This window comes from Acidobacteriota bacterium (assembly GCA_028874215.1).
Lineage (GTDB): Bacteria > Acidobacteriota > UBA6911 > RPQK01 > JAJDTT01 > JAJDTT01.
Genome location: JAPPLF010000042.1, coordinates 154,460 through 169,700, shown reverse-complemented (window position 1 = coordinate 169,700; position 15,241 = coordinate 154,460). Strand labels below are relative to the sequence as shown.

The window sequence follows — 15,241 nt, the reverse complement described above, 5'->3', positions numbered from 1 at the left end:
TCCTGGGTTACCTGGACGAGACCAGCGTCCCCTGGATCGGCACCGGGATGAATTCGGATACGATCCGTCCCGAGTCCAACTCGCAGATTCTCACGTTGCCGTCAAAGCCACCCATAGCCAGCTTGGCGCCTTCCGGATGGAAGGCTACGGCGTAGACGCCTTGTTGGCCGGCGTCGCAAGCTACCGTCGCGGCTCCCCTCTCCACGTCGTACAGGGAGACCCGGCTCGAGGCGCCTGATACGGCCAGCGTTTTGCCGTCCGGGCTGAAGGCCAGATCGAAAATCTCGCCGTCATGCTTCTCCAACTCATGGAGCAGGTTCGTGGTGTCTGCGATCTGCATTTTGGCAGCCTTGTCCACCCGGTAGAGAAACGGCGTCCGGTCCTCCCCGCCGATGGCGACGGTCTCGCGGCTGGGATGCCGGGCGATGGCCGTCAACTCTCCCTTCAGCAGATTGACGTTCTCGATGAAGGCCCCGCTGGTGGCGTCCACCAGCTTGGCCGCCCGGTCTCGCCCCACCGATATGATCCGTCTACCGTCCACCCCGAAAACGGTTCCCAGGACCCAGTTCTCGTGATGACTCATTTTCAGCAGTTCTTTGCCCGTGGCCACTGACACAATCCGGACGGTGTGATCGGCGCAACCGAAGGCCACCCGGGTCCCGTCCGGAGAAAGCGACGCCCCGAAGAGGGTGTCGTGGCAACTCCGGACCGCCCTGAGAAGGCGTCCCGAGTCCATGTCCCAGAACTGCACCTCTCCGAAGCTGGCCGGCCTGCCCCCTGCCGCCATGAGGGTCTTGCCGTTGGCCGTGAAGCCCAGGGACTGGATCCGGTCCGCGGTCCCCACCAGCCTGGCGTCGGGTACCGAGTCCGAATCCCGGTGCAGCAGAACTTCCCGGTAGCCGGACACCGCCAGAGTGCTTCCATCCGGAGAGTAGGCCAAGGCGGTGATGACAGGCGGCTGCCGGTAAACGGGCGGCTTCCCGCCGGCCAGCCGGGTCGCCATTTCCGAGGAGTCGTCCCGGGCCCCCGACCCGATCCATTTACGGAACAGCTCGATATCGGAAGCCTCCAGCGGCGGCTGACCCAGCGGCATTCGAGGCTCCCTGTCCCCGGTGAGATGCGCCAGGAGAAGGCTCCTGTCCGGGGCGCCCGCGACGAAGGAGGCTCCATGCTGGCCCCCGGTCCGAAGACTCTCGAAATTGGTGACATCCAGTCCACCCTGACGGCTGGAAGGCTGGTGGCAGCCCTGGCAACTGCGCTGCAGGACGGGCTGGATGTCCTGAGAGTAGCTCACCGCCTCGGCCGCTTTCGTTTCCGCCCCGCCCCCTCCGAAAAGGCCGGACACCGAGAGGACGACAATGCTCAGAAAGGCAATCAATAGAGTCATTTCCCGCGTTCCGCCATCATAGGATGCGGATTGCGCGAGGGTCAAGAATGGCCGGGGGCCGGAGAGAGGAAAGGAGGGGCGGTTTTCTTACCGCCCACTGGGACAGGCGACTTTCCTGTCGCCTGCTCTTCTTGTCCGAAAGTGTACAGGGGGACTCCGTCCCCCTAACCTCCCTGAGCGGCGGTAGGAAAACCGCCGCTCCGTGCTACTCCGCAGGCGGAGCGGTCTTCTCGGGATTCAACACACCCATCACGTAGCGCTCCGGGTTCAGGTATTGCCGCAGCGTGTCCCGCATGCGGTCGGAGGTGACGCTTTCGACCAGCGGCCGGTAGTCCAGGATGAGGCGGGGGTCGGTGCCGTAACGGTAATGGCCGGCCAGCCCGTTCAACCAGAACCCGTTGCGTTTCAGAGCCACTTCCCGGGAACGCGCCTGGCCTTCCCGGACCTTGACCAGGATCTCGTCGTCCACTCCGTGCTCGCGGAGCTTCTCGATCTCGTCGAGGGCGGCCTTCACGAGCGGATCCACGTTCTCGGGGGCGCAGCCGAAGGAGATGGTGAAGGTGTAGGACTCGGTGGGCCGGCGGCGCATCCGGCTCCGCACCCGGACGCCGTAGGTCCCTCCCATGTCCTCCCGGAGCACTTCCCGCAGGCGGATGCTCAAGACCCGGGCCAGGGACGTGAGGTCATGCCGGCTCTGGCGGCTCCAGGAGGCTTCGCCCAAATACTGCAGATGAACCCGGCTCTTGGGCTCGAGTCCCTTGTTCACTTTGAAACGGACCGATTTCTTCGGGGACTGGACGCCAACGTCCCTCCAGACCTCCTCGCGCCGGCTGGTGGGCAACCCGCCCAGATAGGTGAGCAGCGGTCCCCGGAGAGCTTCCAGATCCAGGTTCCCCACCAGGACGAAGGTGAAGTCGCCGGCGTCCTGAAACCGCTCCCGGTAGATCTCAAGCGCCTTCTGCGGATCCATCCGGCCCAGGCTCTCCTCGGTGGGCGGCCGGCGCCGGAGATGGTTTTGGCTCAACACTTCCTGGAGCCGGTCGCCGAAGACGGCCTGGGGCATGACCAGGCGGTTGCGCACCGATTCCAGGGCATTGGCTTTCCACGCGGCGATGGCATCCGGGTCGAGGCGGGGAGCGGTCATGCGAAGGTAGATCAACTGCAGCATGGTCTCCATATCCTGGGGAGACGCCCGTCCGCGCACCGTTTCCTCCAGCTCGAAGATCGAGGTGGAGACCCGGACCACCTTGCCGGCCAGGGTCTTCTCCAGCTCAACGGCGCTGAACCCTCCCGCTCCGCTCGTCCCGACCACCGAGTCGGCGTACAGGGCCGACGGGTAGTCCTGGTCCGAAGCCAGGGAATGGCCTCCCGGGCTGAAGCCGGAGAGCAGGATCTCGTCGTTCTTGAAGTCGGTGGGCTTCAGGACCACCCGAACCCCGTTGGAGAGCTTCCAGACGGTGACCCCCAGTTCCGGGATCCGGGATTCTCCGGCAATGCTGCCGGCCGCGGGTGGTTCCGGCACCAGAGGTCCGGCCTTGGCCTGATCCTGATAGGCCTCGACCTTCCGGCCGCCGCGGTCCATCAGGGCCAGTAGCGCCTCCTCGTCGGGAACCTGGGTCCCTTCCAGCGCGGTGACGGTGACGACCCGGCTTCCGGGACGTCCCCACTCCCGGGCGACGGCGTTCAGATCGTCGGCGGCGATGCCGGGAAGCAGCTCCTTCAGCAGCTCCAGTTCATAATCGATCCCAGGCATTCCCTCACCCACCAGGAAATGCCGCAGGATCTCAGAGGTGTAGCGCCGCGACCGGACCTTGTCCTTCTCCCGGGCAGCCGTCTCGTAACCGCGCAACATCTCCTTCTTGGCCCGCTCCAGCTCCGAGGGCTGAAAACCATGGACGGTGGCCCGGTCCACCTCGGTCAAGAGAGTCTCCATGCTCTGGGCAATCTGGTCCTGCTTGGCCATGGCGGCCTGCACCAGGATGTCGGCGGACCGAACCATGGAACGAACGGTCTGAGACATGGAAAAACGAAAGGGAGCGGTGGCCGTGCGCCGTTTTTCCTCCAAGCGCGCATTGAGCATGGCGTGAAACAGCCGCTCGATCACCATCTGCCGGTAGGCGGCCCGGCTGTTCTGGGGCAGGGAGGGAAGCTTCTTGAGCAGCGAGACGGAGGTGCCGGGAACCTCCGGATCGGTGACGATGCTGACCAGGGTCTCCTCATGGGGCGGAACCGGATGAATGACCCGGGGACGCGGATTTTTGGGACCTGTCAGGTCGCCGAACCGCTCCCGGATCGCTTTCTCCACCTGTTTTCCGTCAAAGTCACCCACCGCGATGACCGCCATCAGGTCGGGCCGGTACCAGTCTCGATAAAAGCGCTTCAGGTCCTCGGGCCGGGCCGCCTTCAGGACCTCCTCGGTGCCGATGGGGAGGCGTTGCGCGTAACGCGACCCCTTGAAGATGACCGGAAACTGCTGGTCGCGGATCCGCGACTGGGCGCCCAGACTGGCGCGCCTCTCCTCCAGGACCACACCCCGTTCCTTCTCCACCTCGTCCGGATCCAGGACAATCCCCTGCGCCCACTCATGGAGGATCAGAAAGGCCTTCTCCATGTACTCGGGATTGTCCGTGGGGACCTCCAGCATGTAGACCGTCTCGTCAAACGAGGTGTAGGCGTTGACGTCGGGACCGAAACGCATCCCGATGGTCTCCAGGTAGTCCACGATCTCCTGCTTCCGGAACCGGCGCGTCCCGTTGAAGGCCATGTGCTCCAGGAAGTGGGCCAGACCCTGCTGATCGTCGTCCTCCTGCATGGACCCGGCATTGACCGCCAGCCAGAGCGCCATCCGCTTCTCCGGCTGCCGGTGGACCCGGACGAAGTAGCTGAGCCCGTTGTCCAGGCGCCCCTTGGTGACGGCCGGGTCCAAGGGCAACGCGTCGGAGGCGGGTGATTGATGCGATTCCACGGCCGGAACGGCGGCGGACCCCAGGCCACCCGCAAGCAGCCAGAACGCCAGAATCCAGACGATGCGCCGCGACCTGCAGATCATGGAAATCCTCCTCCCTGGCAACCCTTCAAACGTCCGTCGAGACGTAAAGATCCAAATCGGCACTCTCGGCGCCGATGCGGAACCGGTCCGGGAACCGGGCGGTCCTCCGGAAGCCCGATTCACGGGCCAACTTCACCTTGGCCTCGTCGCAGGAGGCAAAGCGAGCCTCCACTATCCGGATGCCTCCTTGTCCGGCCTGGTTCACAACAGCCGCCAGCAACTCCTGTCCCTGATCCAGAAACTCGGGCCGGATCAGGAAATCGAGACGCCCCACGTGCTGCTGGAAGGGAGCAGGTTCGGGAAGGAGCGCGGCCAGCCCCACGATGCGCTTGCGGCTCGTCTCCAGCACCTGCACCGATCCCCCGGGCCGCTCCGCCCGGAGCATGAGCGCGGGAAAGATGGAGAAATACCGGAGCTTCTTGAGGGAGGGATGAGTGATGAGGCCTTCCTGGTAGTCCTGGACGAGCCAGGGATGAGGGGCGGCGTACAGGGCCGCGACTCTCGAGACGTCTGACCAGACGGCGGGCCGGACGGCGGCCGGCCCGGTGCGGGCAAACAGCCTCCGTTCGAATCCCTTCTCCTCGGCGCCGGGACTGAGGCGCCGCATCACGTGTCCGCTGTAATCTCGAAACCCGTATTTTTCGTAGACGTGATGGGCGATGGGATTCCCGGTGCCCAGCAGCATGCAGACTCCGCCCCGGTCCTGGAACCACTGGACCGCCAGTCGGGTCAGGTGCGAGCTGATTCCCTTCCCCCGCTGGGCCGGATCGGTGAAGACCCAGCCGAGGCTCCCCACCTCGGGGCTGTCGCGGGAGACCTGGCATCCCACGTCCCCGGCGATCCTCCCGTCGAGGCGCCCCAGGAAGAGGGGGTCCAATCCGGTTGCGGCGAATCGCCCCTGGAGGCACCGCTTCAGGTACTCGGACTCGGCCACCGAGGCCCACGAGTCCAGGGTCTCCACCTGGATCGCGAACCGGGTGATCTCCTCGGCCAGGGAGGCGGGAACCTGGGGTCCCGGCTCGAAGTACTCGACCGATAGGGTCTCACCGCTCTTCAGCTTGACACTGGGGATGGACTTCACGAATCCCTCCGGGCGGACACAGCGGCTCGAACGGGCTGGAATCCGGGACCGTCAGCGCTACTTCCCGGGCGGAAGCCAGCGGACGACCCCCATGTGGTAGCGCCGGTGCTCACCGATTCCGTCACTGTAGTAGGCCGTCACCAACATCTCGTCCGCCAACTGCACCGTAGCGGGATAACCGCCGTCGCCGGTTCCCTCCAGATGGACCAGTTGGTCGGGGGGACCCCAGGTCCTGCCGTCATCGGAACTGACGCGGTAGCCGACTCCCTTGCGGCTGGCCTCCCGGATCCCGTAAGTCAGGATCACCCGCCCGTCGTAGAGTTGAACCAGGTGCGCGGGGTGGTGGCGCGGCGGCGTCAGCGTTCCTCCGGGGGTCCAGCTCCTGGCCTCGTCTTCCGAGCTGAACAGTTCCAGGTGGCCGTCTCCACGAGTCCGGATGGCCGCCAGCCAGCGGCCGCTCTTGAGGCGGATCAGGGCCGTTTCGTTGAAGTCGTCCTCGGCGATGACGGCATTCTCCGTCCAGGTCCGCCCGTCGTCGAGGCTGAAGAGCACGTAGGCCGTCGAACCGCTCGGGATATTGGGCAGTTTCCAGGAGTAGCCGGGAGCCACCAGGACGTTCCCCGGAGCCTGAACGATGTCTCCAAAGGGGATGAGGTTTTGGACGCCGTCAGGAAGGGTCACGCCGGGACTCTGCTCCCAGGTCCTGCCGCCGTCGCTGGAGCGGCACACCAGGGACGGGAGTATCCGCTCCCGGAAGCCTGCTCCTCCCCAGCCGGAGGCCAACACCACCACCGACCCGTCATGGGCCGCGCCGGCAGCCACGTTCATGCGGTTCGACCCGTCCTCGTGGGGGGCCACGACGCCCCCGAGCTCCCACTTGCGGCCGCCGTCGGTGCTGACCCACGATTCCACGTCACCTTCTCCCAGGCCGTGATGGGGCTGGTTGAAGATGGTGGCGGTCAGCGTCCCGTTCTTGAGCAGCGTCAGGTTGGGCCAGGCGCAGACGTCGTCCACCGCCACGTACCGCTCCAGAGGTCCGGCCGGCAGAAGGGTGGACATACCAATGACCAGGATGCAGATCAGGAGGATTCGGCTCACGATGGACCTCGCTCTCGGTTCAATGTCCTCCGGCCTCAGCCGGAGACAGGGGCGAACGGAATGGGAATTGGGACCCGGACTCTCGATCATTGGTAGGCGATGTTGCCGTCGGGCTCAATGACAAAGGGGCGATGCCATTTCTTGAGCGGGTTGCCGGCGAAGGCCTTCTCGTTGAGTTCGATTCCCAGGCCCGGATCCTGAGGCAGCTCCAGGTAGCCCCCATTTCGTTTCAGGGGCTCCAGGATCAGGTTGCGCATGGGACCCTGGCTGTCGTCCCGGTACTCCAGAATGATGAAATTGGGCGTGGACGCGGCAAAGTGGGTCGACACGGCCGTGGAGACGGGACCCAGCGGGCTGTGCGGGGCGATGGTCAGATATTCGGCCTCGGCCATGGCGGCGATCTTCTTGGACTCCATGAGCCCGCCGCACAACAGCAGGTCCGGCTGCAGTATGTCGGCGGCTTCGGCCGCGATCACGTCCCTGAACTCGTACTTGGTGTAGAGCATCTCCCCGGTGGCGATGGGAACGGGGATCTTCCGGTGCAGCCTCCCCATGGCCTCGATATTCTCGGGCCGGAGCGGCTCCTCGAAGAACATGGGGTGGTAGGGCTCGACCGCCTGGGCCATCTGGAGGGCGCGGACCGGCTCGAAGATGCGGGCGTGGGGATCGAGGCCCACGTCCATGTCGTCGCCCACGGCCTTGCGCACCGCCGCCAGCCTCGCCGCCGTCCCCCGGAGCACCTGGTCCCAGGGCAGCTTCTCGGCGTTGGGCGGGTGCGGAGCCATCTTGACGGCCGTGAACCCCAGGTCCTGGGCCCGCTTGGCCGAGTCGGCCACCTCGCGGGGGGTGCTCCCGCTGACGCCCAGGTAAACCCGGACCCGATCCCGGCAGCGGCCACCGATCAGTTCATAGACGGGAACCCCCAGCGCCTTGCCCTTCAGGTCCCAACAGGCGATCTCGATGCCGCTGATGGCGGCATTCAGGATGGAGCCTCCGGGGAATCGGGATCCGTTGTACAGGAGACGCCAGATGTACTCGATCCGAGTCGGATCCAGCCCCAGGATCCAGTCCTTGAAATAGTGGACCGCCTCCTCCACCGCATGGTCGGGACCGACGCGGTAAGCCTCGCCGATCCCGTGCAGATGCTCGTCGGTGAGGATCTTGACGAAGACGTGGTTGCCGTCCCCCAGGTTCACGCCGAAGGTCTGGACGTCGATGATCTTCATGGTCTTCCTCGGTTACAGCTTACGGATGGAGTCGCCGACCCGGATCCGCCCCGCCTCCGACATGAAGACGAAGCATCCTCGCAGCCGGACATCCCTGGCCCGGCATCGGATCCCGGTGGGAAATTGTACATCAAATATTCCAAGGCTCGTTGCAACAGAAAAAATCGGGGGCTCATATAACAAACAAGCCAAGACGTCACACAGTTGTTCGACAATTCCTACCATGAAAGCTCGCGCCACTATCCAGTGCAGAGCCAAGCTGTCCAAGGGCGGACTCCGACGGTTGGACTGGGTGAGGTCGGTCCTGAATCGGCTGTACAATGCTGCATTGGAGGAACGCAAGACGGCCTGGGAATCCGAGCAACGCGGCGTGACCCTGTACGATCAGATGAAGGGGTTGACCTCCCAGAGGAAGGACGATCCGGAGGGGCTCGGGTCCGTGGCGGTCAAAGCGGAGCGTGGAATGTTGATACGATTGGACCGGGCCTTCAAGGCGTTCTTCCGTCGCTGCAAGGCGGGGGAGAAGCCAGGGTATCCTCGGTTCCGGCCCATTGCGAGGATGGAGACCATCGACGTCGTCGACCCGAAGGCGACGATGGTGAAGAAGCGGGCTCGAGGCTACGCCATCCGGCCCAAGGGCTTCCCGACGATCCGGATCTTTCCGTCCCGTCCGTTGCCGCACGGATGCCCGTTGAAGGCGTTGCGGATCGTCCGCAAGCCGAACCGGGTGTATGTGGACCTGACCTACGAGGTGGAGAAACAGCCGCTACCGAAATGCGGGTCTTCGGTGGGGATCGACCTGGGAGTCCGCAAGCGGGCGGTGCTGTCCTCGGGTGAGAGGATCGAACGGAATCGACGGGACTGGGGAGAGATCCGAAAGCAGCAGCGAAAGGTTTCCCGGTGCCAGCGCGGGTCGAACCGGCGCCGGAAGCGAGTTCGACGGTTGGCGACGATTCGGTTCCGGGAGGGCGTCCGTAGCCGGAACGCATGCCATCGGGCCACGACCCGGATCGTCCGTGAGCATGGACTGATCGCAGTGGAGAAGCTGAACGTCCAGGGGATGACCAAGAAGGGCCCGAACAAGAGGGGTCTGAATCGGGAGATCCTCACCCAATCCTGGGGGCTTCTCCGTAATCAACTCCAGTACAAGGCAGAGTGGGCCGGTCGGGAGTTCGTGGAAGTCAACGCTGAATACACGTCGCAGGACTGCCACCGGTGTGGTGCCAGGAACCAACCTGGGAGGAGCGAGATGTATCGCTGCGTCTCCTGCGGACTCAAAATGGATCGCGACCACAACGCCGCGATCAACATTCTCAGGGCTGGGGTTTCCGCCCTGGGCGCCGGAACGTGGGCCGATGGGCCGAGCGTGGCGCCGGAACTGTGTATTGGAAGGGCCGGTGGCTAGCCAAGTATATAAGCCTCAAAAATCCATCTGATTGTGTCCGCGGTCTTTACGATGGCCGCCGGTGGGGAAAAAGTCCGGGGCTGCACGGCAGTTTCTCCGTCGCCACCCACATCTCACGCTGCCGTCCTCCGGACGGTTTCTTTCCCGCCGCCATAGCACTGTTTTCAAATTGCCGGACGGACTCTTCCGGACCTTTGCCACAGGCGAATAGGACGGGTGGCAAGAGCAACCGATAAATCCAAATTCTTGATTGTTTGCCTTTTTTGGCCTCTTGGGCATCCAAAATTTTGGGTTCTGGCGGTTGCTTGCGACCGCCGTCCGGTTGACATAAGTACGAAGCTGACTGCACTTGGTACGCTTCCAGAGCAAAATGGCACCAATCTTGCTATACTTCAGGGCAAGGTTTAGGACACTGCTAGTAACCTAGCAATTTCTCTTCCAACTGCCTGTGGTAATAATCGCCACGGCATTCGACCGGGGCTGCACGCGACTTTCACCACGGACAGAAAAACAGGGAAAAAACCGGCTGGTTTTGACTGAGTTTTTCTAAGAGCGTGATCTTGCCATCCAGGCCGACAATTTTATCCGCCAACGGGAGGAGGTCGTGATGTGGGCCGTAAATTACAGGACCGTGATCGCAATCTGTTTGATTTGCCTGACGGGCGCCGGCTCGGCGTTGTTGGCTCAGGGACATCGGGCCATCATCTCGGGCCTGGTCGTCGACGCGAGCGGCGCCAGTGTCCCGGGAGCCGAGGTGAGGGTCATCAATCAATCCACCAACATTGGCCACAATACGATTACCAGCGACAGCGGCTACTACGAGGCTCCGGGACTGCTCCCCGGCCAGTACCGGATTGAGGCCGCACTGGCGGGCTTCAAGACCGCTGTCGTCGAGGACATTCCCGTCGCCAGCAACGAGCGGGTGCGGATCGACCTCAGTCTCGAAGTCGGGGAGGTCGAAGACAGCGTGACGGTGACCTCCGATCGCGCGCTGCTCCAGTCGGCGGATGCCGATCTGGGCGTCGCCTTCGGGCAGAAGCCGCTGACTTCGCTGCCCATCGGCCAGGGAAATCCCACTTATCTGTTCCTGCTTTCACCCTCGGCCGACTCCGCCGCGGGGTATGGCAACTTCAGCATGAACCAGGAGCCCTATCAGCGGGCCGGGTCCGGTCTGGTCCGGTTCAACGGAATGCCCACGGGAACTGCCGAGTTCACGATGGACGGAACTCCCAATACGCAGCGGAACAACGCGGTCGACGGGGGCGCCGTTTCCTTCAATGCGACCACGGAACTGGTGAAGGAAGTGCGCATCCAGACCACGACCTTCGATGCCAGTGTGGGGCATACCGGCAGCACGACCATTGACGTCATCATGAAGACGGGCACCAATGACTATCACGGCGAGGCCTTTTACTTCGGGCGCCATGACATGTTCAACGCCAACAGTTGGGTCCGCAACCGGGCGGGACAGGAGCGAAGCAGTTTCCCCTACAAGCGCTACGGTTTTACCGGAGGAGGTCCGGTGATCAAGAACAAGACCTTCTTCTTTCTGGGCTGGACCCATTGGGAACAGGTCAGGTTCGGCGACTCTCAGGCAACCGTACCCAGAGCGGCGCACAAGTCCGGCGACTTTTCGGACCTGCTGGCACTGGATCCGGAGTATCAGCTCTACGATCCAATGACCGGGGTTCTGAACGCGGAGGGGCGAGTGGAGCGCCAACCCTTCCCCAACAATGTCATTCCATCCAGCCGCATCCACCCGATTGCGGCGCCCCTCCTCGAGTTCTTCCTCGCCCCCAACAATTCGAGTGGGGCGAGTCCGGACGGCTTTCGCAACTATCTTTACGACAAAGGCTATACCCCGCTGCCCCGAACGGACCGGCACACGGTGCTTCGAATCGACCATGACTTGAACGAATCCCACACCTTGTTCGGCAGGTATCTCAATTCAGACGGTCCTTCCAGCGGGTGGACCATGTTCGACAACCACCCGGGAGGTCCGGGCTGCGACTGCGTCGACGTGCACGGTACGCGACACCAGATTTGGAATTTCTCGATCGGCGACGTCTGGACCATCGACCCCACTTTCGTGGCTGATTTTCGCGCCACGAACAATCGGCATACGTCGAGGTCCCGGAACAATGCGGGGGGACTGACCTGGGCGGACCTCCCCACCAATATGGCCGAGTTTGTTGACGTCGAGTTCACCGGTTTTCCCTATGTTTCAATCACCGGCTACCCCAAACTGAGCAACATTCCCGGTGGCCACAACGGGTTCACCAATTTCGATCCGGGCCTGCAGGTCGACGAGATTCGAAGCGCTTCCGCCCACTTCACCAAGATTTCGGGGAACCACAGTTTCAGGTTCGGAGCCGATTGGCGGGGCTATGTCTACAACTCCGTTCGAAGCGATCAAGCCCGAACTTTCTTCACCGGTCAATTTACCAGTGGTCCCTTCGACAACTCGCCGCCCCCGCCGCGGGGCCACGGTCTGGCAGACTTTCTGTTGGGCCTCCACTCCTCCACCAACCGGAACGTACGCGCGGATTATGCGAATTATTCCACCTATACCGGAATCTATCTCCAGGACGACTGGAAGGTCACGCCCCGACTCACCTTGAACCTCGGCCTCCGGTGGGAGCGCGAAGGTCCCCCCACCGAGATGCATGACCAGGCTCTCGCGCGATGGGCGGCCGACGTGGAGAATCCGATCTCGGCAGCGGTCCAGGCAAATTATGCCAAGAATCCGATTCAGGAAATCCCAGTGGATCAGTTTCGTCTGATGGGAGGCGTGATCTTCGCCGGAGTCGATGGAGAACCGCGCACCGTCTACGATTCCGACAACAACAACTTTTCTCCGCGGACCGGCGCGGCCTACCGCTTGAATGACCACACGGTCCTGAAAGGCGGCTACTCCCGTACGTTCATTCCCCTGAACCAGCGTCACTTCGCGGCCCGTTTTCCCATTGCCGGATTCGACACCAGCACATTCGCCTTTTCCAGCACCGATGCCGGCTTGACCTTTACCGGCACTCTGGACGATCTCTTCCCCAATGGCTTGAACCAACCCAGGGGGTCCAGCGATGGACTTAAAACCAATCTGGGCCAGCTCATCTGGATGAACCACGGTCTCGATCGGAGTACCACAAATCCCTATGCCCACCAGTTTCAGTTGGGCATCCAGCGCAGATTGTCGCCCAATGCCACCCTGGAGGTGCGCTATGTGGGGAATCGAACCAGGGACTTCGGCATTGCCAACAACGACCATAACCGGCTGCCGGGGCAATACTTGACCCGGTCGATCGAGCGGGATCAGACCCATATCGACTACATGACGGAGCGGGTCCCGAATCCGTTCCAGGGTGTCGAAGGTGTGGGTGGCTCTCTGGGAGTGTCGTCGACCATCCAACGGCAGTCTCTGCTGCGTCCCTATCCCCATATCACCGGGCTTCGCTCCTGGGCCGACAAGGTGGGCTCGACTGACTACAACGCTATGCAGGTCGAATTCCGGGCCCAGGACCTTGGGGGCTGGGACATCCAGAGCAGCTACACCTGGGGCAAGACCATGGAGGAGCTGCAATACCTCAATGGATTCGGTATTGACCCGGGGCCGGAAAGGGCGATCGGCATCAACGACCGTCCCCACGTCCTTCGCTTTGCGGGCACCTTCACCTTCCCCTTCGGCAAGGGCCAGCGCTTTGGACCAAACTCGGGCGTTGCCGGTTACCTGATCAGCGGGTGGAGTGCGACCTTCATTGGGTTCGCGCAGAGTGGAATCCCCATGAATTGGGGGAATATTATTTTCCGGGGCAACATCAAGAACATTCCGGTCAGCCAGCATCAAGCGACTCGAATGTTCAACCAGAATGCCGGGTTTGAGACGAGCGCGGCCAAACAGCCTGCCTACAATCTGCGCAGCTTTCCCTTTCGTCTTTCCGGGGTTCGGGATCAGGGGCCTACGGACGTCGGTTTGACTCTTATCAAGAACACTTACATCGGGGAGCGGTTTCACGCCCAGTTTCGGTTGGAAGCCTATAATCTCTTGAATTCGCACTACTTCTGGGGCGCCCACCGCAACGCGGTCAATACCAACCCCAGAAGCAGCGGGTTCGGGACGCAGGGCTTCTCCTCGGGCCCGCGAATCGTCCAGTTCGGTGTGAAGTTCATTTTCTGAACCGGGCCCGGTTGCAACCGGAAAAAAGAAAGCCGGCTGTCAGGCTTGACGGCCGGCTTTTTTGGTGGGCCCCGCAAGGTTTGCCAACCTTGGATTGGAAGGAGGCTTGGAATGCGAGCAATCTGGTTTGCGCTGCTGGGCATGCTGACGGTTCCGACGGCACTGCCTGCCCAGAGCGACCCGCTGGATGTCGCCGGCCGAAGACAGGTGTTCATCGACGGGCGCTTCCTGGAGGTCTCGGAGGGCGTCGAGCTGGTCGTTCACCCGCCGATCAAGACCAACGAGCTCACGATTGCGCCGGAACACCCCTGGGAAACCGTAATATCCGGTTCCTCCACCGTCATCAAGATCGGGGATGTCTATCACCTCTGGTACGGCGCCAGGGCTCCCAAGCAGAGGGATCCCGACACCGGCGAACCGATGTGGAACAAAGGAAGGTTTCAGAGTCTGGCTTATGCCCGCTCCCGGGATGGGATTCACTGGGAAAAGCCCATGCTGGGTCTGGCAGAGATCTTCGGAAGCAAGGAGAACAACATCGTTCTTGGCTACGGTGCCGGTGGCTTCGAGGAGCAACTCATTGCCACCTCCGTGTTTCTGGACCCCAACGCAGTTGCCGAAGAGCGATTTCGCCAGATCGCTTACGTCAGGAACCCGCCTGCGCTCCCCGCCTCCGCCCTGCACCTGTTTTCTTCGCCGGACGGAATCCACTGGAGCCTCACCCGCAAATCGGTCATCGTTTTCGAGTCGAAAAAGCACCACCTGGATACCCAAAACGTGATCTTCTGGGATGACCGCATCCACAAGTATGTGGCCTACATCCGGCGAAACCTGCGTCCTCCCGGATCCCAGGGCAGGGCCGTGGCCCGCAGCGAATCGGGCCGTCTCGAACGGTTCTTGAATGCCGAAGCGACCCCTGTCGTCCTGGCTGTGGATCACCTGGATCCCCACCACTACGATTCGAGGGAAGACCGCAACGTCCAGGTCATGGATCTGTATACGAACGCCACGGTGAAGTATCCCTGGGCCCAGGATGCCTACTACATGTTCCCCTCGGCCTATTACCACTACCACAGCAGGTTCCTCCGCGAATTCGAAAACGATTCGGTCTTCGACTTTGAATCTTTCTGGGACAAGCAGGGAGAGACCATGCCCCGGGAAGGTCAGACGGCTGCCAACACCGGACCATTGGACATCCGTTTCGCAGCGAGTCGGGATGGCATTGAATGGCAGCGGTACGACCGCCGCGCCTTTGTGGACCTGGGGATGAAGGGCGAATTCGATTCCAAGTCCAACTACATGATTCTCGGGCTGGTTCCCGCTCTCAACGGGCGCGAGATGTACATGTACTACAGCGGAAGCGATCAGATCCATGCCTGGGGCTTTCAGCCTCAAGGCGAAGCGGTTCGAAGGGAGGGGCTGGGTCCGATTCGCAACATTCGAGCCCTCAGCCGGCTGGTCCTGCGCAGGGACGGGTTCATCTCGGTTCGAGCATCGTATCCGGGAGGGCAGTTCACCACCCCCGTCCTGACATTTGAGGGTAGTGAGTTGGCCTTGAACGTCGACACCTCAGCCTTGGGCACACTCCGGGTGGAAATACTGGACGAGTTCGACAATCCCCTGGAAGGTTTTCGGCTGGCGGACTGCGACCGTATCCACACCACCAACGAGATGAACCGGATTGTCACCTGGCGCCGGGAGCCGGACGTGAGTCGCCTCTCCGGAAAGCCGGTCAAACTCCGGTTCGTCATGAATGATACCGACCTGTACGCCTTTCAGTTCAGGCAGTGAAAGGGCCTTCGACTTCGGGATCAATTCCAACCG

General features: G+C 62.5%; 8 protein-coding genes. 3 read left to right on the top strand and 5 right to left on the bottom strand.

Features of this window, described 5'->3' with window-relative positions; translation table 11 throughout:
• Positions 1-7 precede the first annotated feature (7 nt).
• From OXT71_08500 to dgoD, 5 genes are all read right to left on the bottom strand, one after another.
• Positions 8-1,387 carry a hypothetical protein gene (locus OXT71_08500; GenBank protein MDE2926423.1) on the bottom strand — a complete coding sequence of 460 codons (1,380 nt, stop codon included), beginning with the start codon at positions 1,385-1,387 and terminating at the stop codon, positions 8-10.
• A 205-nt stretch (positions 1,388-1,592) separates the two neighbouring features.
• The gene (locus OXT71_08495; protein ID MDE2926422.1) at positions 1,593-4,436 is read right to left on the bottom strand and encodes an insulinase family protein; all 2,844 of its coding nucleotides are present in this window, start codon (positions 4,434-4,436) and stop codon (positions 1,593-1,595) included.
• A 25-nt stretch (positions 4,437-4,461) separates the two neighbouring features.
• Positions 4,462-5,517: a GNAT family N-acetyltransferase gene (locus OXT71_08490; protein ID MDE2926421.1), complete on the bottom strand. Its 1,056-nt coding sequence runs from the start codon at positions 5,515-5,517 to the stop codon at positions 4,462-4,464.
• Positions 5,518-5,574: 57 nt separating this feature from the next.
• Positions 5,575-6,615: a sialidase family protein gene (locus OXT71_08485; protein MDE2926420.1), complete on the bottom strand. Its 1,041-nt coding sequence runs from the start codon at positions 6,613-6,615 to the stop codon at positions 5,575-5,577.
• An 86-nt stretch (positions 6,616-6,701) separates the two neighbouring features.
• Positions 6,702-7,841 (bottom strand): galactonate dehydratase, encoded by a 1,140-nt coding sequence (gene dgoD, locus OXT71_08480; GenBank protein ID MDE2926419.1) that lies wholly within the window; start codon positions 7,839-7,841, stop codon positions 6,702-6,704.
• A 223-nt stretch (positions 7,842-8,064) separates the two neighbouring features.
• Between dgoD and OXT71_08475 the strand changes: the two genes are divergently transcribed.
• The 3 genes from OXT71_08475 to OXT71_08465 all read left to right on the top strand — a co-directional run bounded on the left by OXT71_08475 (position 8,065) and on the right by OXT71_08465 (position 15,208).
• Positions 8,065-9,246, top strand: a complete 1,182-nt coding sequence (locus OXT71_08475) for a transposase (protein MDE2926418.1) — start codon at positions 8,065-8,067, stop codon at positions 9,244-9,246.
• A gap of 607 nt (positions 9,247-9,853) precedes the next feature.
• On the top strand, positions 9,854-13,420 hold the full coding sequence (locus OXT71_08470; protein ID MDE2926417.1) for a TonB-dependent receptor: 3,567 nt from the start codon (positions 9,854-9,856) through the stop codon (positions 13,418-13,420).
• A 111-nt stretch (positions 13,421-13,531) separates the two neighbouring features.
• Positions 13,532-15,208, top strand: coding sequence for a hypothetical protein (locus OXT71_08465; protein ID MDE2926416.1), 1,677 nt, complete (start codon positions 13,532-13,534; stop codon positions 15,206-15,208).
• The last annotated feature ends 33 nt before the right edge of the window (positions 15,209-15,241 follow it).